Here is a 20,805-nt window from a genome sequence, read left to right on the forward strand (position 1 = left end):
CATGGCCAGCGTCACCGTCCGTTACTTCGCTGGGGCTCGGGCTGCGGCCGGCCGCGCTGAGGAGACCACCGCCGCGGGTCGGTCGCTCGACGAATTGCTGGCGGAGCTGGCCGAGCGGCACGGCGGACGGTTGGTATCCGTACTGGCGGTGTCGAGTTTCTTGATCGACGGCGTGACCTGTCATGATCGGCAGCAGCCGCTGCCGGCCGGGGCGACGATCGACGTCCTGCCTCCCTTCGCCGGCGGCTGAGGGGGATCCCACGTGTTCGCGGTACTCGGCTTCGTCACCACCCTGGCCGTGATCACCGGGCTGATCCATCTCTACCTGTGGAAACGCCTGGTGAAGGACACCACCACCGCCGGGCGCTGGCGGCGGGCCGGCACGGTCACCGCCGTGGTGCTGGCCCTGCTGGTGCCAGCGACGATGCTCGGCACCCGGGCCGGGATGTACTGGCTCGCCTGGCCGGGCTACCTCTGGCTCGCGCTGATGTTCTACCTGCTGGTGCTGCTCGTCGTGCTGGAAGTTCCGATGCTGGTGACGCGGCTGGCGCTGCGCCGCCGGTCGACCCTGGCCGCCCCGGAGCCGGTCCTGGTCGGCCCTGCCGCCACGCCCTTTGCTGGGCCGTCCGCCGACGAAGCGACCGCGGCCGAGGAGCCGGCCGCGCCGAGCGCACCGGCCCAGCCGACCGCCGACGGCACGACGGAGCGACCGGCCGCCGGCGCCGTCGGCCCCGACCACGATCCGGGCCGCCGCCTGCTGCTCGCCCGTGGTGCCGCGATCTTCGCCGGGCTCACCGCCACCGGCCTGGTCGGCTACGGCGTACGCACCGCGCTGGGGCCGCCCCGGCTGGACCGGGTGCAGATCCCGCTGGCCAAGCTGCCCCGCAGCATGGACGGTCTGCGCATCGCCACCGTCTCGGACATCCACATCGGCCCGCTGACCGGCCGGGCGCACACCGAGCGGATCGTGGCCGCGATCAACCGGCTGGACGCCGACATCGTCGCCGTGGTCGGCGATCTCGTCGACGGCACGGTCGCCGAGCTGGGCGACGACGCCGCACCACTGCGCGACCTGCGAGCACGCCATGGCAGCTACTTCGTCACCGGCAACCACGAGTACTACTCCGGGGTGGAGGAGTGGGTGGCCGAGGTGGACCGGCTCGGGCTGCGAGTGCTCCAGAATCGGCGGCTGGAGATCGCCACCCGTGGCGGAATGCTCGACCTGGCCGGGGTCAACGACGTCTCCGCCGTCGGCGACGGCGTCTCCGCGCCACCGGACTACGACGCGGCGTTGGGCGACCGTGACCCGTCCCGACCGGTGGTGCTGCTGGCGCACCAGCCGGTGGCCGCGTTGGAGGCGGCCAGGTACGGGGTCGACCTGCAACTGTCCGGCCACACCCATGGCGGCCAGATCGTTCCCTTCAACCTGCTGGTCCGGCTCGAACAGCCGGTCGTCTCCGGGCTCGGCGAGGTGGACGGGACGAAGGTCTACGTGACAAACGGCGCCGGCTTCTGGGGGCCGCCGGTACGGGTCGGCGCGGAGCCTCAGGTCACCCTGGTCGAGCTTCGTTCGGCATAGCGCAGCTCACCTTCACGCGTGGCGACGCGCGGGAGCGCGGCCGATCGTGACAGGATGCGGCGTGCCCCCGTTCAGCGCCGTACCCCCCGGTGGCCTTTCGCCCTTCGTCGCGGACCTGCACATCCACTCGAAATACTCGCGGGCCTGTAGCCGTGACCTGACCCTGCCGAACCTCGGCTGGTGGGCGCGCCGCAAGGGCATCGCCGTCCTCGGCACCGGCGACTTCACCCATCCCGCCTGGTACGACCACCTACGGGAGACCTTGCATCCCGCCGAGCCGGGCCTGCACCGGCTGTCACCGGAAGCGGAGCGGGACATCGCCCGTCGGCTACCGCCCCGGCTGGCCAGCGAGGCAGAGGGTGACCAGGTCCGGTTCATGCTCAGCGTGGAAATCTCCACGATCTACAAGCGGGACGACCGGACCCGCAAGGTCCACCACCTGATCTATCTGCCGGACCTGGACGCGGTGGGCCGGTTCAACGCCGCGCTCGGCCGGATCGGCAACCTCGGCTCGGACGGTCGACCCATCCTCGGTCTGGACTCGCGCGATCTGCTGGAGATCACGCTGGAGGCGAGCGAGGACGGGTATCTCGTACCGGCGCACATCTGGACCCCGTGGTTCTCGGCCCTCGGCTCGAAGTCCGGCTTCGACGCGATCGCCGACTGCTACGCCGACCTGGCCGACCACATCTTCGCGGTGGAGACCGGTCTCTCCTCGGACCCGGAGATGAACTGGCGGGTGGGCAGCCTGGACCGCTACCGGCTGGTCTCCAACTCCGATGCCCATTCGCCGCCCGCGCTCGCCCGCGAGGCCACCGTCTTCGCCTCGGCCCGGGACTACTTCGGCATCCGGGAGGCGCTGCGTACCGGTGCCGGGCTGGCCGGGACGATCGAGTTCTTCCCGGAGGAGGGCAAGTACCACGCCGACGGCCACCGGCTGTGCGGGGTGAACTGGGCACCGGAGCGGACCCGGGAGGCCGGCGGACGCTGCCCGGAGTGCGGCAAACCGCTGACAGTGGGCGTACTCAGCCGGGTCGAGGATCTGGCCGACCGGCCCGAGGGGTACCGGCCGCAGCACGCCCCCGAGGTGACCCACCTGATCCAGCTCGCCGAGATCCTCGGCGAGATCAACAAGGTCGGTCCGCGCTCCAAGCGGGTCGAGGGGAAGCTGACCGAGCTGGTCGCCGCGCTCGGCCCCGAGCTGGAGATCCTGACGCGCGTTCCGCTGGACGAGATCGGCCGGGTCGGCGGCGAACTGCTCACCGAGGCGATCGGCCGGCTCCGTCGCGGCGAGGTCCGCCGGGTGCCGGGGTACGACGGCGAGTACGGCGTGATCACCCTGTTCGACCCGGCCGAGCTGAGCGGCGGGGCTGGCGTGTCCGCCGGGCAGGAGACGCTGTTCGACGTGCCGGTGCCCGCCCAACGGCGGCCTTCGGAGACCACGGCCAAGGCGGGCGCTGCGGCGAGGACGGCGGCCGGTGTCAAGCGTCCGTCGGCTAAGCCCGAGCCGAAGCGGAAGCCGGCGGCCCCGGCACCGCCGATCGCGCCGGCGCCCTCCCCGCACGAACCGTTCGAACCGATGCTCGCCGGCATGGAGGAGGTGGGCACCGGCCTGCTCGACCGGCTCGACGCGATGCAGCGGGTGGCCGCATCGGCACCCGGGGGTCCGCTGCTGATCGTCGCCGGTCCGGGCACCGGCAAGACGCGGACGCTCACCCACCGCATCGCGTATCTCTGCGCTGAGCTGAACGTCTTCCCCGAGCGATGCCTGGCCATCACGTTCACCCGGCGGGCCGCGGAGGAGTTGCGACACCGCCTCGACGGCCTGCTCGGCCCGGTCGCCGAGGACGTCACAGTCGGCACCTTCCACTCGCTCGGGCTGACCATTCTGCGCGAGCACGCCGAAGCCGCCGGCCTGCCCGACGACTTCCGGATCGCCGACGACGCGGAGCGGACGGCCGCGCGGACCGAGGCCGGAGACGACCCGGCCCGCTTCACCGCGCTGCTGCGCAAGCAGGGCCTGGTGGACCTGGACGAGCTGCTCACCCTGCCGGTGGCGCTGCTGCGGGAGGACCGGCGGCTGGTCGACAGCTACCGGCAGCGATGGCAGTGGATCTTCGTGGACGAATACCAGGACGTCGACGCGGTGCAGTACGAGCTGTTGCGCCTGCTCAGTCCGGCCGACGGGAACCTGTGCGCGATCGGCGACCCGGACCAGGCCATCTACTCCTTCCGGGGCGCCGACGTCGGGTACTTCCTGCGTTTCTCGCAGGACTTCACCGACGCCCGCCTCGTCCGGCTCAACCGCAACTACCGGTCCTCCGCGCCGATCCTGGCCGCCGCGGTGCAGGCCATCGCGCCGTCATCGCTGGTGCGGGGTCGCCGGTTGGATCCGGCCCGGCTCGACCCGGAGGCGCCGCTTGTCGGCCGGTACGCCGCGGCCTCCGTCGCCGACGAGGCCGATTTCGTGGTACGCACCGTGGACGAGCTGGTCGGCGGCCTGTCCCACCGGTCGCTGGACTCCGGCCGGATCGACGGACGGTCGACCGCGCTGTCCTTCTCGGACATCGCGGTGCTGTACCGCACCGACTCGCAGGCCGCGCCGATCGTGGACGCCCTGGCCCGGGCCAACATCCCGGTGCAGAAGCGCTCGCACGACCGGCTGCGGGACCGTCCCGGGGTGGCCGCCATCGCTCGTGAGCTGCGGCACGCCCCCGGTGTCGAGGGTGCCCTGCCCGCGCGGGTACGCCTCACCGGCCAGGTGCTCGCGGACCGGTTCGCCGCCCCGACCCTGGACGGGTCCGGCGGGGTACGCCCGGAGGATGTCCGGACCGCCGTCGACCTGCTGACACCGCTGGCCCGTCGCTGCGGTGACGACCTGGAGATGTTCCTGTCCCAGCTCGCCACCGGCGCCGAGGTGGACGCGCTCGACCCACGCGCCGAGGCGGTCACCCTGCTGACCCTGCACGCCGCGAAGGGTCTGGAGTTTCCGGTGGTCTTCCTGGTCGGTGCCGAGGACGGACTGCTGCCGCTGCGCTGGCCCGGGACCACGCCCGACGAGGCCGCGGTGGCCGAGGAACGGCGACTCTTCTTCGTCGGGCTGACCCGTGCCCAGGACCGGCTCTACGTCAGCCACGCCGCCCGCCGATTCCGGCACGGATCGGAGCGGGACTGCCGCCCGTCGCCGTTCCTCGACGTGGTGGACCCGGGCCTGTTCGAACGCCTCGGCGACAGCGAGGGCCCCCGGCGACCCAAGGACCGCCAGCTACGCCTGATCTGACGGAGGGCGATCGGGTTGCCGACCGGCCGGGCAGTGTGGCACCGGTGACCTGCCGTAGGCACTACGGTGACGGTTGGCGGTGCCGGTGGTCGACCGGCCACCCACCGGCTTCACGGGACGGCTCAGGAGGGCGTGCGCATGGCGAACTACGGACCACCGGGCCCAGGCCCGCAGCCGTGGCACGAGCCGCAGCCCGGCGAGCAGCCATGGCCCGAGCCACAGCCCGGCCAGTGGTACGGCCAGGACCAGGGGTACGGCCAGGATCAGGGCTACGGCCAGGTGTACGGAGGCGGCCAGGGCTACCGGTCCGGCGAGTCCCACGACGCCGGGGGGCACGGCGGCGGCCGGTACGGCACGACCGGGTCGGGACACCTTCCGCCGGATGCCTGGGCGCAGTCCGCCTACCAGCACGATGCGGAAACCGGGTACGCCGGCGCACCCACACCGCCGCCGCAGCGTCGGCGCGGGCGGATGCTCGTCGTGCTGGCGGCCGTCCTGGTGCTGGTGCTGGGCGGTGCGACGGCGTTGTATCTGGTCGGGCGGGACGACCAGACACCGACTCCGGTGGCCGCACCGACCGAGGAGGTGGCGTCCACGCCGGGCCCGCAGGGCGAGGAAGCCCCGCCCGACGATCCGGCCACCGCACCGTCCGCCGACCCCCGCTTCGTGCAGGCCGGGCAGTGCGTACGCAACGACGCCGCAGCTGGCGGCAAGCCCAGGCTGCTGCTCAGTGAGTGCGCGCCGAGGTCGTACGAGGTGCTGCGGCGGTTCGACGGTAAGACCGGCGGCGAGCGTGACGCCGAGGAGAAGTGCGCGGGGGTCGACGGCTACACCAACTGGTACTTCTACGACAGCGAGTTGGACTCGCTCGACTTCGTGCTCTGCCTCAAACAGCGCGACTGACTACCGATTGCCAAAACTAGTGCTGTCTAGCTTGGAGGCTAGACGGCACTAGTTTTTGGTCGAGGGCAACACGCCGGTACCGCCGTCTATCCATGTCTAGCCTCTCCTCTAGACGGCCCGATACTCTGCGATGCGTGGATCCGGTCCGCAACCCGTACGCGCCGGGCGCCGGCCAGCGTCCGCCCGAACTCGCCGGGCGGGGGCGGGAACTGGACGTCTTCGACATCGTGCTGGAACGCATCGCACGGGGCCGGCCGGAACGCAGCCTGATGCTCACCGGGCTACGCGGCGTCGGCAAGACCGTCCTGCTCAACACGTTGCGCTCCCAGGCCATCAACCGGCTCTGGGGCAGCGGCAAGATCGAGGCACGGCCGGATCAGTCGCTGCGCCGACCCATCGCCGCCGCGCTGCACATGGCAGTCCGGGAGTTGGCACCGAGGCACCGGGCACCGGAGCGGATCGACGCCTTCCTCGGGGTGCTCAAGGCCTTCGCCCAACGGGGCGCTCCGACCGGTCGCGGCGGGGCCGCTCCGAAACTGCGCGACCGTTGGCAGCCCGGCATCGACGTACCGGCGGCCAGCGGCCGGGCCGATTCGGGCGACATCGAGATCGACCTGGTGGAGCTGCTCACCGATGCCGCCTCAGTCGCCAGCGACGTCGGCACCGGCGTCGCCATCTTCATCGACGAGATGCAGGACCTCGGCCCGGAGGACGTCTCCGCGCTCTGCGCCGCCTGCCATGAGCTTTCGCAGCTCGGCGCGCCCCTGATCGTGGTCGGCGCCGGCCTGCCGCACCTGCCGGCGGTGCTGAGCGCGGCGAAGTCGTACTCCGAGCGGTTGTTCCGCTACCAACGCATCGACCGTCTCGACCGGATCGCCGCCGACCACGCGCTCTGCGCGCCGGCCGAGCGGGAGGACGTCGAGTACGAGGCGAAGGCCCTCGACCTGCTCTACGAGAAGTCCGGCGGGTATCCGTACTTCGTGCAGGCGTACGGGAAGGCCACCTGGGATCATGCGCCCCGGTCACCGATCACCCCGGCCGACGTACGCGTCGCCGCGCCGGAGGCCGAGGCGGAGCTGGCCGTCGGCTTCTTCGGCTCCCGCTTCGAGCGGGCCACTCCCGCCGAGCGCGAGTACATGCGCGCGATGGCGACGCTCTCGCTCGTCGAAGCAGAGACCGACGGCGGCGGCCGGGACGACATGGACGCGGCGGTGCCGACCTCGGAGATCGCCCGGGCCCTCGGCCGCAAACCCGCAAGCCTCTCCCCAGCCCGGGATGCGTTGATCAAGAAGGGGCTGATCTACTCCGGGGAGCGCGGCACGGTCGCCTTCACCGTCCCGCACTTCGGCCGCTACCTGCGCACCCAACCCGCTTGACCGCTGTCCGACCCAGCCGGAAGCCCTCGGCCGGTGGCCGAGGGCTTCGTGTGAGGTGCGTCAGGCGGTCGGGCGGGCGGCCTTCGCCAGCTCGACGAAGCCGCGCCACGCCGCCGGTCGGAAGCTGAGCGTGCCGCCGGCCCGGTCCTTGGTGTCCCGGACCAGGACGACGCCGGGAAGGTTGTCGGCGACCTCGACACAAGCGCCGCCGTTGTTGCCGCTCTTGCTGCTCTTACGCCACTGCGCGCCGGTCATGTCCATGATGCTGCCGCTTCCCTGAGGAGTGTCAGGGACTGCGTCCGTGACAGCGCCTCGCCACGGATGCGTTCCCACCTGCGGCCCAGGGTAGCAATGTCGGCGGACTGATCGACGATCTTCGCCTCGGTCTGGCTGTCGGCGTGCCCGAGCACGCTGCCGTCGTCCAGCTCGGCGAGGATGAGGGGCCCGCCCAGCCCGGCGTACATGCCGACCGACGCGGGCACGACATGGATCGCCGTGGTGGGCTGCGCGCCGCACGCCACCAGATGCTCGCACTGCTCCCGCATCAGGGCCCGGTCGCCGTACGCGGACCGACGCAGCACCAACTCGTCCAGCACCACCACAAGCATCGGCGGGTTGTCCCGGCGCAGGATGGCCTGCCGCTGGAGGCGTGCCTCCACCAGCCGCCCGACGTCGTCGGCGGTAAGCGTCTCCCCGGCCAGCGTCGCCCGCGCGTACGCCTCGGTCTGGAGCAGCCCGGGCACCCAGGCCAGCTCGAACCAGCGCAGCGCGACCGCCTCGCGCTCGATGTCCACCCACCGCCGGAACCACGCCGGCTCGCGCCGCTTGAGGACGTCCGGCCACAGCTCGGTCACCTCTCGGCCGAGCGCCTCGGCGACCCGCCTACGGGTCTGCGGGCGCGGAATGCGTCCATGGCTGGCCCACCGCGCGGCGGTCTTCGGGTCGACACCGACCCGCTCCGCGAGGGTGTCGGCGGTCTCGCCCGCCTCGGTCATGGCGGCGACGACGGCACGATTCATTCCGCATTCCTTCCTGCACGTCCGGGGACACTCAGCATCCACTCCGATACGCGGTGTATGCGGCAGACACACGCCGGAAAGGTGGAAACCAGGACGGCACGAGCCAGTGGACTCCCCCGAACCCGCTGGACGTGCTTGTCGGGGCCGCCCCGCCGGGCGAGCACCTCCCGGGGCGGCCCCTCCCAGATCTCCTGGCGACGAGGAGGCACGCGTGCCCGCACGACAGCCCCACCGCGATGGCCGGTGACCGGCCGGCGGGAGGACGGCACTCCGACCGTCCCGCCCGGCGTGGATCGACTGCTACCAGCTCGACCGGCACGGCGACGCGATCGAGAAGCGCCAGTTGTTCGTCATGCCGGCGGGGATGCGCCAGGTCAACGTGCCACCGGTCCCGTACGCCGCCCGACGCCCGGCGGCGAGATCAACCCGGTGAGCCGCCCGGAGGTCCGTCTCGGAGCGCGTACGCGCTTCCTCAGGGCATGCGGCGAATTCGATCGGTGAGCGTACGGCTGCGGTGCAGCGCGGACCGCACCGGGACCGGTAGATGCCGCACGGCGGTGCCAGCGGGCAACCGTTCACCCGGTGCCTGCCCCTTGCGCAGCGCTTTGGTGTGCGGAAAGGGGATCTGCGGCTGATGCGCCTCGCGCAACGCCTGGACGCCGCCGAGCGAGTAAAGCTCCGCCACCCGGGCGACGATCCGCTCTCTGGCCTCCGGATCGGTGGTCATCAGCGTGGTCACCGGCGGCGGCAGGTCCGCAGCAGCCAGCCGGGCCTCGTATCCGGGGTCGGCCTTGCCGGGCTGGAAGATGTGTTCGATGCCGTTGCGCTCAAGGAAGTCGGCAAAGCGGTCCCAGCGCTGCGCCTGCCCGGCGTTGAAGGCGGTGTAGTCGGCCGCGGCGTAAAGATCGGCGGCGTCGGCCTCCGGAGTCAGGCTGGGGACCAGGCTGTGCGGGATGTCGTGGTATCGGGCCAGCTCCAGGGTCCGGCTGTCGTGCGCCAGCACGTATGCGGGCGTGCCGGCGGACAGCGCCGCGATGTTGCCGTGGATCCGGGTGCCGAAGGAGAAGTCGCGCTCCGCGAGGTAGCGCATCCAGGTCGAGGTGTCGACGAAGAACCGGATGCGGTCCTCCCGGTAGAGCTGGTGACCGGGGTGGTGCGGCAGCCCTCGGCGCACGTTGCCCGGGTGGACCCCCCACAGGAGCAGTTCGAGCACCTCGTCGCCCTGCGGCACGTAGACCATGTTCGGGTAGCGCTTGGCGTGCCGGGTACCGATCCGGTCCATCAGCTTCACGTAGGGCGAGATGTTGATCGTGAAACGGCTCTCCGGGGTGATCTCGGGCGCCCGCTTGGTGATCCGGAGATTCGGGCCGTCGCGGAACAGCGACGGACAGCCCACGACGTCGACCACGTCGTCACCGAAGCCCAGCTCGGCGAGGTAGGCGCGGGTGAACTCACCGCGTACGCCGATCGTCGCCGACTTGTCGAGCACCGCGCGGACAAACCGGCGCACCGCCACACGCAGCTCGTCGGTCGGCGGCGGAAACGGATCGTCGAGGCTGCCCGCGCCGCCCGCGACGCCGACGCCGATCACCACGACCGGGATCCGCAACCGCTCGATCACCCAGGTGAGGCGCTTGAGATTCTCCAGAAAGCTCAGCCGGAAGGCGTTGGCCAGCGGCACCACGAACATGTCGAACTGCTCGTTGACCCGATCCACGTACGCGCGGTCCACGCCGGGCCGTTCGCTCAGGAACGAGTTGGACACCACCTCGGTCCCCGGAACGCTGATCAGCTTGTGCACCGCATCGGCGAAGACGAGGTTGCCGACGTTGCGCCCGAAGATGCCCTGCTTGTAGAGCGCGAGGGAGAGCTCCGGGCTCACCGGGGTGAAGGGATCCTTGGCGGAACGCAGCAGAACACGAGGCATTGGTCATCTCCACGCCGAGGGGTGTGGGTCGGGCGAGGCATTCGACGTTAACAACGCACCGGCGATCCTGCCCGTTGAGCGCGCAGATGAGACCATCCCGAGTCCCTGGGCACGCGTCAGTGTCGCGGGCCCAGGGCGCGCGGTGCCTTCAGGACTGGCGGCGGAGCCGACCAGCGAGCGCGCGACTGCGGCGCAGCGCGGACCGCACAGGTGCCGGCAGGTGCCGCACTGCGGACGGTACGGGCCGCCGCTCGCCGGACGCCACCGCCTCCTTCGGCGCAGCGGTGTGTGGGAACGGGATATGCGGCTTGTGTGCCTTGCGCAGCGAGCGGAGGCCACCCAGCGCGTAGAGTTCCGCAACCCGGGCGGTGATCCGTTCCCGGGCTTCGGGATCGGTGGTCATCAGCGTGGTCACCGGCGGCGCCAGCCCAACGGCGTCCAGCCGCTTGTCGTAATCCGGGTTGGCCCTTCCGGGCTGGAAGATGTGCTCGATGCCGTTGCGCTCCAGGAAGCCGGCAAAGCGGTCCCAGCGCTGCGTGTGCCCGGCATTGAACGCGGTGTAGTCGGACTGCGCGTAGAGGTCCGCGGCGTCGACCTCCGGACTCAGGCCGGGGACCATGGTGTGCGGAATGTCGTGGTACCGGGCCAGTTCCAGGGTCCGGCTGTCGTGCACGAGGACGTGGGCCGGCGTCCCGGCGGCCAGCGCCACGATGTTGCCGTGGATCCGGGTGCCGAAGGAGAACTCCCGCTCCGACAGGTAGCGCATCCAGGTCGAGGCATCGACGAAGAACCGGATGCGGTCCTCCCGGTAGAGCTGGTGGGCGGTGTGGTGCGGCATCCCCGGGCGGACGTTGTCCGGCTCGACCCCCCACAGCAACAGCCTGAGGTCGGTGTCGTCCTGCGGCAGGTAGACCATGTTCGGGTAGCGCTTGGCGTGTCGGGTCGCGACCTCGTCCATCAGCAGCACGTACGGGGAGATGTTGATCGTGAAGCTGCTCTGCGGCGTCAGCTCGGCCACCCGCTTGGTGATCCTCAGGTTCGGGCCGTCCCGGAACAGCGACGGACAGCCCACGACCTCGACCACGTCGTCACCGAACCCCAGCTCGGCAAGGTAGGCGGCGGTGATCTCGCCACGTACGCCGATCGTCGCCGACCTGGCGAGCACCGCGCGCACGAATCGGCGCACCGCCCCGCTCATCTCGTCGGTAGCCGGCGGGAACGGGTTGTCGAGGCTCCCTCCGGCACCCGCGACGCCGACGCCCACCACCGCGACCGGAATCCGCAGGTTCTCGATCACCCAGGTGAGGCGCTTGAGGTTTTCCAGGAAGGTCGGCCGGAAGGCATTTGCCAGGGGCACCACGAACATGTCGAACTGCTCGTTGATCCGGTCCACGTACGCCTGGTCCACGCCGGGCCGTTCGCTGAGGAAGGAGTTGGACACGACCTCCGTCCCCGGCACGCTGATCAGCTTGTGCACCGCCTCGGTGAAGACGAGGTTGCCCACGTTCCGCCCGAAAATGCCCTGCTTGTAGAGCGCGAGGGAGTGCTCCGGGCTGACCGGGGTGAAGGGGTCCTTGGCAGAGCGCAGCAGGACACGGGTCATCGGGTCGGAGCCTCCGGGTGCGGGGTACGAGGGGGGTAGCCGAAAGATGCTCGATGCTAGCCAACCCCGTCGTCGCCCGCCACCTGCTGCCGGTGAGAAGGAAGAGGTCAGACCTTCGACCACGGCGGCGGGAAGATGACCTCGCCCCGGGGAGGCGACGGCTCGCCGCTGGTCGCCGGCGGCAAGATCAACGCCTGCCACGGCTCACCAAGGCCGGACCAGGGACTGGTCAGGCCCAACTGGTCCGCGCGGCTGAAGCCGAAGCGCCGGTAGTAGGCCGGATCGCCGAGCACCACCACCAGCCGCTCGCCGAGTTCGGTCGCCGCTTCCAGGGCGGCCTGCACCACCGACGTGCCGAGCCCGATCCGCTGCCGGTGCGGCGCCACCGCAACCGGACCCATCGCGAGCGCTGGCGTGCTGGCCGTGCCCGAGTTGACCACCACCCGGGTGAGCAGGGCACAACCGACGATCTCCCCGCCGTACTCGGCGACCATCGCCAGCTCCGGCAGCCACGCGTCGCTGCCGCGCAACTCATCGACGAGGCGTACCTCCGGCGGGACGGCCACGTCGGGCCGGGCGAAGGCCGCGGCCAGCACCCGACGGATCGCGCCGGTGTCGGCCGGGTCCTCGGGTCGCAGCCGCAGGGTCGTCACGCGGCGTAGGGTACCCCGGAGGACGCGTCCATCCGCGACGGTCCTCGAACCCGGGCGCGCCGTCACCAACGCACTCGATCGATCGACATACCCCGTTGCGGGGCGTAGCAACACCCTGGACAGGGTATGACTGTTCCATGACGCCCGTACGATCCCTCGCCCGCGCCATGTTGAGCGGCATCTTCGTGGTCAGCGGCGCCCGCAACTTCGCCAACCCCGGCCGCCTGGCACCCACCGCGAAACCGGTCACCGATCGGGTGACACCGCTGCTGGAACGGGTGCATCCGCAGCTCCCCACGGATACTGAAACCCTGATCCGCGCCAACTCGGCCGTGCAGTTCGGCGCCGGGCTGATGCTGGCCACCGGGCGGTTCACCCGGCCGGCGGCCCTGGTGCTGGCCGGCACGCTGATCCCGGTCACCCTCGCCGGGCACCCCTTCTGGCGCAACGACGACCCGATCGCGAAGAACAACAACCAGATCCACTTCCTGAAGAACCTCGGTCTCTTCGGTGGGTTGTTGCTCGCTGCGGCGGACACGGAGGGTAAGCCCGGGCTACGCTGGCGGGCCGGTCACCGCATCGGCCACTCACGACGGTCGGTACGCCGCGCGGTCCGGACCGCCCGCCGGGAGGCCCGGATCGCCGTGCGATCGGCCTCCGCCGCCCGGCGACTCCCCGGCTGAGCCGTACGCGTGCCACCCCACCCCCGCTGAGCTGCGATCCAACCACCCCCACCTGGGCTAAGGCCGCGAATCACCTGAACCGCCCGGTAGGCGTTAACGCGGTGGAAATGTCAAAAGAATGTGTGGGATCGGACACGGTCGCATAACGCGGGAGGCACTGACGTGAGGCGCCGTTCTAGGCTCCGTACTGGACCTGGACGGGTAGGACGACCTTGGTACGGGGGTGGCCACGCCATGCCGACGATCGTCGGTAGAGGGCTGGACCGCCTCGCCACAGTCCGTCGCGTAACGCGTGGGATCGATCGTAGGACAGTCGTACGGGCGGGCATCGTGGCCGCCGTCGCCTACGCCGCATGGCTTGCCATCGGCGCTTTCGGGCGTCCGTACAACTTCTTCGACATGAAGATCTACCACGGCGCGGTGGTCTGGTGGGCGAGCGGTCACGAGCTGTACGAGTTCGTCGCGCCCGACACAACCCTGGGGTTCACCTACCCACCCTTCGCCGGGCTGGCCATGCTGCCGATGGCGCACCTGCCGGTCACCCTGGCCGGTCTGGTGAACGCCGCGGTGAGCATCGCCGCGCTGGCCGTGGTGCTGGCCGCGCTGCTACGCCCGATCGTCGACCGGCTGGGCTGGCCACTGTGGTACACGGTGGCCATCGCGACGCCGTTGGCCGCTGCCATCGAACCCACCCGGGAGACCCTCGGCTACGGGCAGGTCAACCTGCTGTTGTTCGCCCTGATCCTGGCCGACCTGATCGCCCTGCGCTGGCGGTCGCGCCGGGGCACCCACCAGGCCGAGGGTGACGGCCCGCTGCTGCGGTTCATCTACGGCGGCGCGTGGGCCGGCGTGGGCATCGGCCTCGCCACCGCCGTCAAGCTGACCCCGGCCCTCTTCATCTTCTACTTGATGATCACTCGACAGTGGCGGGTGGCCTGGACGGCCATCGGCACCGCCGTCGGGGTGACCATCGGCAGCTTCGGCATCGTCGGCGCCGAGTCCCGGGACTACTTCGGCAGCGTGCTGTGGCAGACCGAGCGGGTGGGCGCCGCCGACATGACGCCCAATCAGTCGCTGGCCGGCCTGCTGGCCCGGCTCTACGACTCGATCGAGACCCCCGGCCTGCTCTGGCTCGCCTTCTCCGTGCTGGTGCTGGCGCTCGGCCTGTCCCGGGCCTCAAACGCCCACTCCGACGGCGACGAACTGACCGCCTTCACGCTTGTGGGCCTGACCGCCAACGTGATCAGCCCGATCTCCTGGACGCACCACCTCGTCTGGGTGATCCCGGCAATCATCGTCCTGGCCGACGCCGCGATCCGTCGGCACGAAGCCAGCCGAGCACCGGTTGCGCGATCCACGTCAGCGCCGTACGGCGGTCCGCCGGGAGTGTCCACTCTCCGTCCACCGATCTGGTACCCGACGCTTACCGGGTTCCGCCACGGCTTCGCCGCGATCGGGCTCTACCTGCTTTTCCTGATCTCCCCGATCTGGCCGTACGAACACCAGCTGCCGGAGGTCTCCCACTACCAGGACGGTCTGTTCGGCGCGTTGATGGAGAACTCTCTGGCGCTGGCGCTGATCCTGCTGGTCGCCGCACTGCCCTGGCGGCCCGGCGCGGAACCGGCGTTCCACACCGACCGGGCGGCACGTGCGTCGATGCTGTACGGACGGCGGTAGCCCACCCGTCAGGGGCAGTTGACCCATTCCTCGGTGCCGTCGGTGAAGACCTGCCGCTTCCAGATCGGCAGCCGGGCCTTCGCCTCGTCCACCAACCGGGCGCAGGCAGCGAACGCGGCGGCCCGGTGGGCGGTGCTGACCGCCGCCGCCAGGGCCACGTCGCCGATGGCCAGGGGGCCGATCCGGTGTGAGATCGCCACGGCGTACACGTCGGGGTCGGCGGCGACCTCGTCGGCAACCTCCTGGAGCACCTTCTCGGCGTTCGGGTGGCCTTCGTACTCCAGACTGTCCACCGACCGTCCGTGGTCGTGATCGCGTACCACCCCGACGAACGACACCACCGCACCGGCCCGACGGTCGGCGACCGCCGCCTCGTGCGCGGCGAGATCCAGTGGCTGGTCGGTGACGCTGCTGATGACGGTCACCATGCCCGCTCCCCGGGTAGCAGTGGCAACGGCACGATCGGAACCCGGTCACCCACCGAGCCGGTGGTGCCGGGGTCGATCACCGCGAACCCGTCGGCGCTGGCGAGCCCACGCAACATGGCCGAACCGACGTGCCGGACCGGATGGGCTGTCCCGGCGGCCCGGTCGAGTCGGACCAGCGCCAGGTGGGTGTGGTCGCCACGACCGGCTACGGGCTCGGCGAGGACGGCGTGCGGAAGCGTCGGCAACGACCGACCCGCGAGCCCGGCCAGCAGCGGGGCGACAAGCGACACCACCGCGATGACGGCGGACTGCGGATTGCCCGGCAGCCCGGCCACGAACCGGACCTGCCCGTCGGCACCGACCAACCGGGCCAGCAGCATCGGGAAGCCGGGACGCACCGCGACCGTGTTGACCACGTAGTCGGCGCCCAACGACGCCAACGCCGGGTGCAGGTGATCGACCGGACCGTGCATGGTGCCGCCGGTGGTGCAGACCAGATCGGCGTTGTCCAGGGCGGCACGCAGCGCCGCCACGTGGGCGGGGAGCGTGTCCGCGACGGGGCCGACCACGCTGTTCGGATCCACCTGGCAGCCGTACCGGCGGAGCCAACCCGGCACCGCCGGGCCCAGCGCGTCACGGACCCGCCCGGCACCCGGCTGTCCTGCCGTGAGCAACTCGTCGCCGAAGACCAGCAGCGCGGCCCGGGGCTGCCGGCGTACCCGCAGCGTGTCGTGGCCGCAGGAGGCGGCCAGGCCGATCACCGCCGGGTCGACCGGTGTCCCGGCCGGCAGCAGTTCCTCACCGGCGGTGGCCTCTTCGCCGGGCTGCCGCCACTCCGGCGTGGCGCGTGGCACGCCGTCGACCAACCCCTCCGGCGTACGCCTCGACTCCTCCACCCGGAGCACTGCGGAGGCACCCGCCGGCACCATCGCCCCGGTGGCGATCTCGACAGTCGTCCCGTCCTCGGTCAACGGGGCAGGCGCACCACCCGCCAGGACGCGCCCGACGACCCGCCACGGGCCGGCACCACGCACCGCCCAGCCGTCCACGCTCGACGTCGGAAACGCCGGCAGGTCGGTCCGCGGGGTGAGCGGTTCGGCGAGGGTGTGCCCGTCAGTCCCGGCGAGCAGACGCTCGACGGCGGGCAGCGCGGCGGCCAGGCCGGCCGCGTACACCAGGGATCGGGCCTGCGCCCAGTCTGCCGGTGGTGGCGCGGAGACCTCGTCGGTGGAGGCGGCTTCCGTTCTCACCGGCCGAGCCTAACCGGCCGCCAAGTGGTCGCCACCACGCAACTGGTCGATGGCGTGGGCCAGAATCGGCCCCAGTACGGCGAGACCGTCCCGCGCTCCGCCGGTCGACCCGGGCAGGTTGACCACGAGCGTGCGACCGGCCACGCCGGCCACCCCGCGGGACAGCGCGGCGGTGGGCACCTTGTCGCGGCTGTACGCTCGGATCGCCTCGGCGATGCCGGGAATCTCGTAGTCGAGCAGGGCCCGGGTCACGTCGGGGGTGCGGTCGGTGGGGGTGATCCCGGTGCCACCACTGGTCAGCACCACGTCGAAGCCGTCCACCACGGCCGCCCGGACTGCCTGGCCGACCGGCTCGCCGTCCGGCACGACCACCGGTTCGCTCACCGTGCAGCCCAACTCCCGCAGACCGGCGACGAGGAGCGGACCACTGGTGTCGGCGTAGACACCGGCGGCGGCGCGGTTGGAGGCAACCACCACCCGGGCGCGGATCACGACCGGTCCTCCGGGCGCTCCCACAGACCGGTCTTCCCGCCCTCCTTGCGTAGCACCCGGACCGCGTCGACGCTGGCTGCCGGATCAACGGCCTTGACCATGTCGACGAGAGCCAGCCCGGCGACCGCGACCGCGGTCAGCGCCTCCATCTCCACGCCGGTGCGGTCGGCGGTGCGGGCGGTGGCGGTGATCTCTACGCTGTCGTCGGTAAGCGCCAGGTCGACGGTGACTCCGTGGAGCGCGATCGGGTGGCAGAGCGGGATCAGGTCGGGAGTGCGCTTCGCCCCCATGATCCCGGCCAGCCGCCCGACCGCCAGGGCGTCGCCCTTGGGCAGCCCCTCCCCACGGAGCAGGTCGATCACCTCAGGGGTGGTCCGCAGCCGGCCGGCGGCCGTCGCCACCCGGCCGGTGACCTGTTTCGCGGAGACATCGACCATGCGCGCCGCGCCGGTGGTGTCGACGTGGGTGAGCTGGGCGGGTTCGGTCACGGTCGCGAGCCTATCCCCGTCGTGTGACAGGACGGTTCCGTGGCTCGGAAGGAGCGGCGCGGGGACGCCGCCCCTTCCTCACCAGCCTGCCTCGGGCTGCTGGGGAACACCCGGCGGCAGGGGTCGCGACGAGATCCGGCAACTGTCGGATCTCCCCCCGTCGGCGAACATCCGGGAGGCTAGCGACCTCGGCGATAAGAAATCGATAAGGACGATGGCCAGCGAGATCCGGCGATCAGCAGATCGGTGTGCCCTGCTTCAGCGCGGCGAGACGGCGCTCGATCTCGAACCGCTCCGGTGCTCCGGTCGCCACGATGAGCACCAGTGCCCGTTCCAGATGTCGCCGGGCTTCGGTCGGGTCCACGCTCAACAGGTGCTCGGCCAGACCGGCCAACGCCCGGGCCTGCTCGTAACGGTTGTCGATCCGCACCGCCAGATCAAGCGCTCGCCGGTGTGCCCGCAAGGCGCCGTCGATGTCGCCGTCGGCCGCCAGCGTCAGGCCGAACTCGTTCAACGCAGTGCACTCCGCCTGCCGCTCGGCCGAATGGCCGGTGAGTTCCAGCGCCAGTTCGTGCTGCCGCCGGGCCTCCGCGAGCCGGCCCACGCCGCGATAAGCCACACCCATCACGTTGCGCGCGTCGGCCTCTCCGTATCGATGGCCCGTCTCGGCGTAGAGGATCATGGCGGATCGCAGCAACCGTAGCGCCTGAACGTGCTCGCCCTTTCGGGTCCGAACGGCGGCGATGTGGCTCAACGTGTTGGCGATCTGGTAGCGGTCGCCTTCCACCCGCGCCAAGAGCAGATGAAGGCGATGTACCCGCAGCGCTTCCTCATAGCGCCCCAAGCAGGTGAGGGCGATACCGACGTTCGGCAGATGTGTCCGAACCCGACCGATCTGCCGCATCGGAAGGTCGCGCAGTGCTGCCAGTGCGAGATCGGCGGACACCTGGAAATCACCCATCATGCAGTGTGCCACGCTCAGGTTTCCCCGGATCCGGGCGATGTCTTCACGGCGGCCTGCCGCTTCAGCCGCCACCAACGCTCTTTCCAAACACTTAATCGCCGGGTGATAGAAACCGGTTTTGGTCAGCGCCGAGGCGAGATAGTTGTTCATGATGCCTACTGCCCGACTGTCCCCCAATTGCTCTGCGGCGGCGAGCCCCAGTTCATGCGTTCGCCGAATATCTTCGAAGTACCCGCGCACATAGTAGAAGCGCCACAGCACTCGCGCTATCTTCCAAGCATAACCATGGAAGGAATTTTTCGCCGCCAGCTCGATGAGGAGATTCAGATTACTTCGCTCCCGCTCGACCCAGTTGATATCGACCGTCTCGGATCCGGGTGAGAGATCGGGGCGCTCCGGCACCACGTCGCCGATGTCCGCGTAAATGTCCATGATACTGTTCAATGACTTCGTGGCGGCGATCGACAGTTGCATGACCTGATCAAGCAGACTGGCGAGTGCAGCCCTTCGCATCTCCTCTGAATCTGTCTCCAGGCACTTCTCGCGAGCGAACTGTCGAACCAGGTCGTGCATTCGAAAGCGACTACTATCCGATTCTTCCAGCAGGTGACGGTCGACCAGATCGTCGAGGATCTGCCCGGCTTTCGCGTAGGACAGACCGGACATCGCCGCGACCATGCTGATGCAGTAGTGCCCGGTATGGAGACCCAGTAGGCGGAAAACCCGTTTACTCACCTCGTTCAACGGCTCGTACGAGGCGGTGAAGGCGGCGGCGACGCTGCGTTCACCCGTGCCGAAGCTGGCCAGCCCTGACTCGTTCGCGGCCAGACGACCGGCCAGGTCGACAAGCCGGCGATTGCGCCGGTGAGCGAGCCGCGACCCGACCAACCGGATCGCCAGCGGCAGATAACCACAGTTGCGGACTATCTCTGCGGCGGATTCAGGGTCGGCGTGCACCCGCTCTTTTCCAGCGCTGATCGCCAGCAGGCGGAGCCCTTCCTCTGGCGACAGCACGGACAGGGACTCGGGAGGCCCGACATCCAGGTCGAGAAGTCGCCGACGGGAAGTGACCAGGATGACCGACGAGGCGGTGACCGGCAGTAGCGGAGCAACCTGGTCACTGTCAGCCGCATTGTCGAGCACGACGACCGCACTGCGGGCGGACAGTTCTCTGCGCCACAACCCTCGTCGTTCATCGACATCCACTGGAATTCGGGGGGCCGGCACACCCAACTGGCGGAGAAGCACCACGAGGGCCGTGGCGGAATCCATCGCGTTGCCCTCATCGTGACCGCGCAGGTCGATGAAGAGTCGACCATCCGGGTACGTAGCGGCCAGGCGTCTGGCGACCTGCACCGCGAGCGTCGTCTTACCGCTTCCCGCCATCCCGTCGATCAGGTGAACGACCGGTGCCGGGCCTGCGGCGGCTCGGCTCCGGCCGATCATTCGCTCGACGAGGGCCTCCCGGCCAACAAAGTGAGCTACCGGTCTCGGTAGCCAGTCCCAGTCCGTCCCATCGATCTCAGGTGTCGTCGAGGTCCTAGCGCTCGAATCGTCGCTGCCTCCGGATCCCGCCCCGGGTGAGACCGACACCGGGGCCGCTCGATGCCCGACCATTTCCTGATGCAGTCGCCGAAGATCGGATCCCGGCTCGACGCCGAGTTCGGCCCGCATGACTCGGGCAGCGGATCGAAACACCGAGATCGCGCCGGCTACGTCGCCGCGCCGATGCAGCGCCCTCATCAGCAGTAGCAGCGCCGGCTCACGGGTCGGATGGGCCGCAACCGTTCGCCACAGCAGCGGTACGGCATCCTCGACGCGGTCCGCTGCGAGGTGAAGGTCCGCGAGGAGTTCGACGGCGAGAAGGTGCTGTTCCTGGGCGGCCGCCACGTGAGCAGCCAGCGAAGCCCCGAGAGGCACACCCAGCAGAGGTGGCCCGCACCAGAGCGGCATCACACCGCTCAGCAACGACCGCGCGGTCCCCGGGTCGTCGCGGTGGTTGAGCTGACGAGCCCGCTCGACCCGGTCAAGGAAGTGGAACAGATCCACGTCGTCGGCCGCGACCTCCAATCGGTACCCGCCGCGCTGACGTACCAGCACCCCCTGGCCGGCATCGTGCGCCCCGAAGGTGCGCCGCAGGTTGGCGGCATAGGTCCGAACGTTCGGTACGGCCGAACGCGGTGGGTCGTCGGGCCAGATCTCATCGATCAGTTCCTCCAGGGAAACCGTCCGGCTCGGGCTCATCACCAGCTTGGCCAGGACGGTTCGTTGCTTCGGCGTACCGAGGTGCACCTCGGAGGCACCAAACGAGACCCGAAAGCCGCCAAGCACCTCAATCTTCACTTCTCGAACCCCTTGTGAGGCGGGCATTCGCGTGAGCGCACCTTAACAATCCGCATCGGATCAGGCGAGCCGCATCAAACACTCGGTCACGTCAGCAGCAACATCGGCAATGCGTGGCCACAGCCCGAAATGGCGGCGAA

At 70.3% G+C, this 20,805-nt stretch carries 16 protein-coding genes and 1 pseudogene; 7 read left to right on the plus strand and 10 right to left on the minus strand.

The window, feature by feature from the left end; all coding sequences use genetic code 11:
- Window position 1 precedes the first annotated feature (1 nt).
- From ACN26Z_RS02030 to ACN26Z_RS02050, 5 genes and pseudogenes are all read left to right on the plus strand, one after another.
- A complete protein-coding gene (locus ACN26Z_RS02030) occupies window positions 2-250 on the plus strand; it encodes a MoaD/ThiS family protein (protein WP_396887393.1) in 249 nt (82 codons plus the stop codon).
- Between the two features lie 12 nt (window positions 251-262).
- Complete coding sequence (locus tag ACN26Z_RS02035; protein WP_421459734.1) at window positions 263-1,579, plus strand: metallophosphoesterase; 1,317 nt, start codon at window positions 263-265, stop codon at window positions 1,577-1,579.
- 61 nt (window positions 1,580-1,640) lie between these two features.
- Window positions 1,641-4,859 (plus strand): UvrD-helicase domain-containing protein, encoded by a 3,219-nt coding sequence (locus ACN26Z_RS02040; RefSeq protein ID WP_421459735.1) that lies wholly within the window; start codon window positions 1,641-1,643, stop codon window positions 4,857-4,859.
- A gap of 648 nt (window positions 4,860-5,507) precedes the next feature.
- Window positions 5,508-5,762 (plus strand): annotated as a pseudogene (locus tag ACN26Z_RS02045) (LppU/SCO3897 family protein); the annotation flags it as partial.
- Between the two features lie 134 nt (window positions 5,763-5,896).
- Window positions 5,897-7,138 carry an ATP-binding protein gene (locus ACN26Z_RS02050; protein WP_282236366.1) on the plus strand — a complete coding sequence of 414 codons (1,242 nt, stop codon included), beginning with the start codon at window positions 5,897-5,899 and terminating at the stop codon, window positions 7,136-7,138.
- Window positions 7,139-7,198: 60 nt separating this feature from the next.
- Here ACN26Z_RS02050 and ACN26Z_RS02055 read toward each other — a convergent pair whose 3' ends face one another.
- The 5 genes from ACN26Z_RS02055 to ACN26Z_RS02075 form a co-directional block, all read right to left on the minus strand.
- Window positions 7,199-7,399: a DUF397 domain-containing protein gene (locus ACN26Z_RS02055; RefSeq protein ID WP_093410878.1), complete on the minus strand. Its 201-nt coding sequence runs from the start codon at window positions 7,397-7,399 to the stop codon at window positions 7,199-7,201.
- The gene (locus ACN26Z_RS02060) at window positions 7,390-8,157 is read right to left on the minus strand and encodes a Scr1 family TA system antitoxin-like transcriptional regulator (protein ID WP_421459736.1); all 768 of its coding nucleotides are present in this window, start codon (window positions 8,155-8,157) and stop codon (window positions 7,390-7,392) included. The genes ACN26Z_RS02055 and ACN26Z_RS02060 overlap by 10 nt, the downstream gene beginning before the upstream one ends.
- 472 nt (window positions 8,158-8,629) lie before the next feature.
- Window positions 8,630-10,084: a polysaccharide pyruvyl transferase family protein gene (locus ACN26Z_RS02065; protein ID WP_282236363.1), complete on the minus strand. Its 1,455-nt coding sequence runs from the start codon at window positions 10,082-10,084 to the stop codon at window positions 8,630-8,632.
- 148 nt (window positions 10,085-10,232) lie between these two features.
- Window positions 10,233-11,687 (minus strand): polysaccharide pyruvyl transferase family protein, encoded by a 1,455-nt coding sequence (locus ACN26Z_RS02070; RefSeq protein WP_421459737.1) that lies wholly within the window; start codon window positions 11,685-11,687, stop codon window positions 10,233-10,235.
- A 107-nt stretch (window positions 11,688-11,794) separates the two neighbouring features.
- Window positions 11,795-12,340 (minus strand): GNAT family N-acetyltransferase, encoded by a 546-nt coding sequence (locus ACN26Z_RS02075; protein ID WP_210936253.1) that lies wholly within the window; start codon window positions 12,338-12,340, stop codon window positions 11,795-11,797.
- A 137-nt stretch (window positions 12,341-12,477) separates the two neighbouring features.
- Here ACN26Z_RS02075 and ACN26Z_RS02080 point away from each other — a divergent pair, with 137 nt between their 5' ends.
- Complete coding sequence (locus tag ACN26Z_RS02080; protein WP_093409410.1) at window positions 12,478-13,023, plus strand: DoxX family protein; 546 nt, start codon at window positions 12,478-12,480, stop codon at window positions 13,021-13,023.
- 234 nt (window positions 13,024-13,257) lie between these two features.
- Window positions 13,258-14,700, plus strand: a complete 1,443-nt coding sequence (locus ACN26Z_RS02085) for a glycosyltransferase 87 family protein (RefSeq protein ID WP_282236361.1) — start codon at window positions 13,258-13,260, stop codon at window positions 14,698-14,700.
- Between the two features lie 8 nt (window positions 14,701-14,708).
- Here the strand turns inward: ACN26Z_RS02085 and ACN26Z_RS02090 are convergent, their stop codons facing one another.
- The 5 genes from ACN26Z_RS02090 to ACN26Z_RS02110 form a co-directional block, all read right to left on the minus strand.
- Entirely contained in the window at window positions 14,709-15,128 is a 420-nt protein-coding gene (locus ACN26Z_RS02090) for a molybdenum cofactor biosynthesis protein MoaE (RefSeq protein ID WP_282236360.1), read from the minus strand.
- Entirely contained in the window at window positions 15,122-16,378 is a 1,257-nt protein-coding gene (locus ACN26Z_RS02095) for a molybdopterin molybdotransferase MoeA (protein ID WP_421459738.1), read from the minus strand. Before ACN26Z_RS02095 ends, ACN26Z_RS02090 begins: the two co-directional genes overlap by 7 nt.
- Window positions 16,379-16,387: 9 nt before the next feature.
- On the minus strand, window positions 16,388-16,870 hold the full coding sequence (locus ACN26Z_RS02100; protein WP_421459739.1) for a MogA/MoaB family molybdenum cofactor biosynthesis protein: 483 nt from the start codon (window positions 16,868-16,870) through the stop codon (window positions 16,388-16,390).
- Window positions 16,867-17,358: a cyclic pyranopterin monophosphate synthase MoaC gene (gene moaC / locus ACN26Z_RS02105; protein ID WP_093409398.1), complete on the minus strand. Its 492-nt coding sequence runs from the start codon at window positions 17,356-17,358 to the stop codon at window positions 16,867-16,869. Before moaC ends, ACN26Z_RS02100 begins: the two co-directional genes overlap by 4 nt.
- Window positions 17,359-17,593: 235 nt before the next feature.
- Window positions 17,594-20,665: an AfsR/SARP family transcriptional regulator gene (locus tag ACN26Z_RS02110; RefSeq protein WP_421459740.1), complete on the minus strand. Its 3,072-nt coding sequence runs from the start codon at window positions 20,663-20,665 to the stop codon at window positions 17,594-17,596.
- Between the last annotated feature and the right edge of the window lie 140 nt (window positions 20,666-20,805).

It is taken from the genome of Verrucosispora sp. WMMD703 (genome assembly GCF_049178935.1).
GTDB lineage: Bacteria > Actinomycetota > Actinomycetes > Mycobacteriales > Micromonosporaceae > Micromonospora > Micromonospora sediminimaris.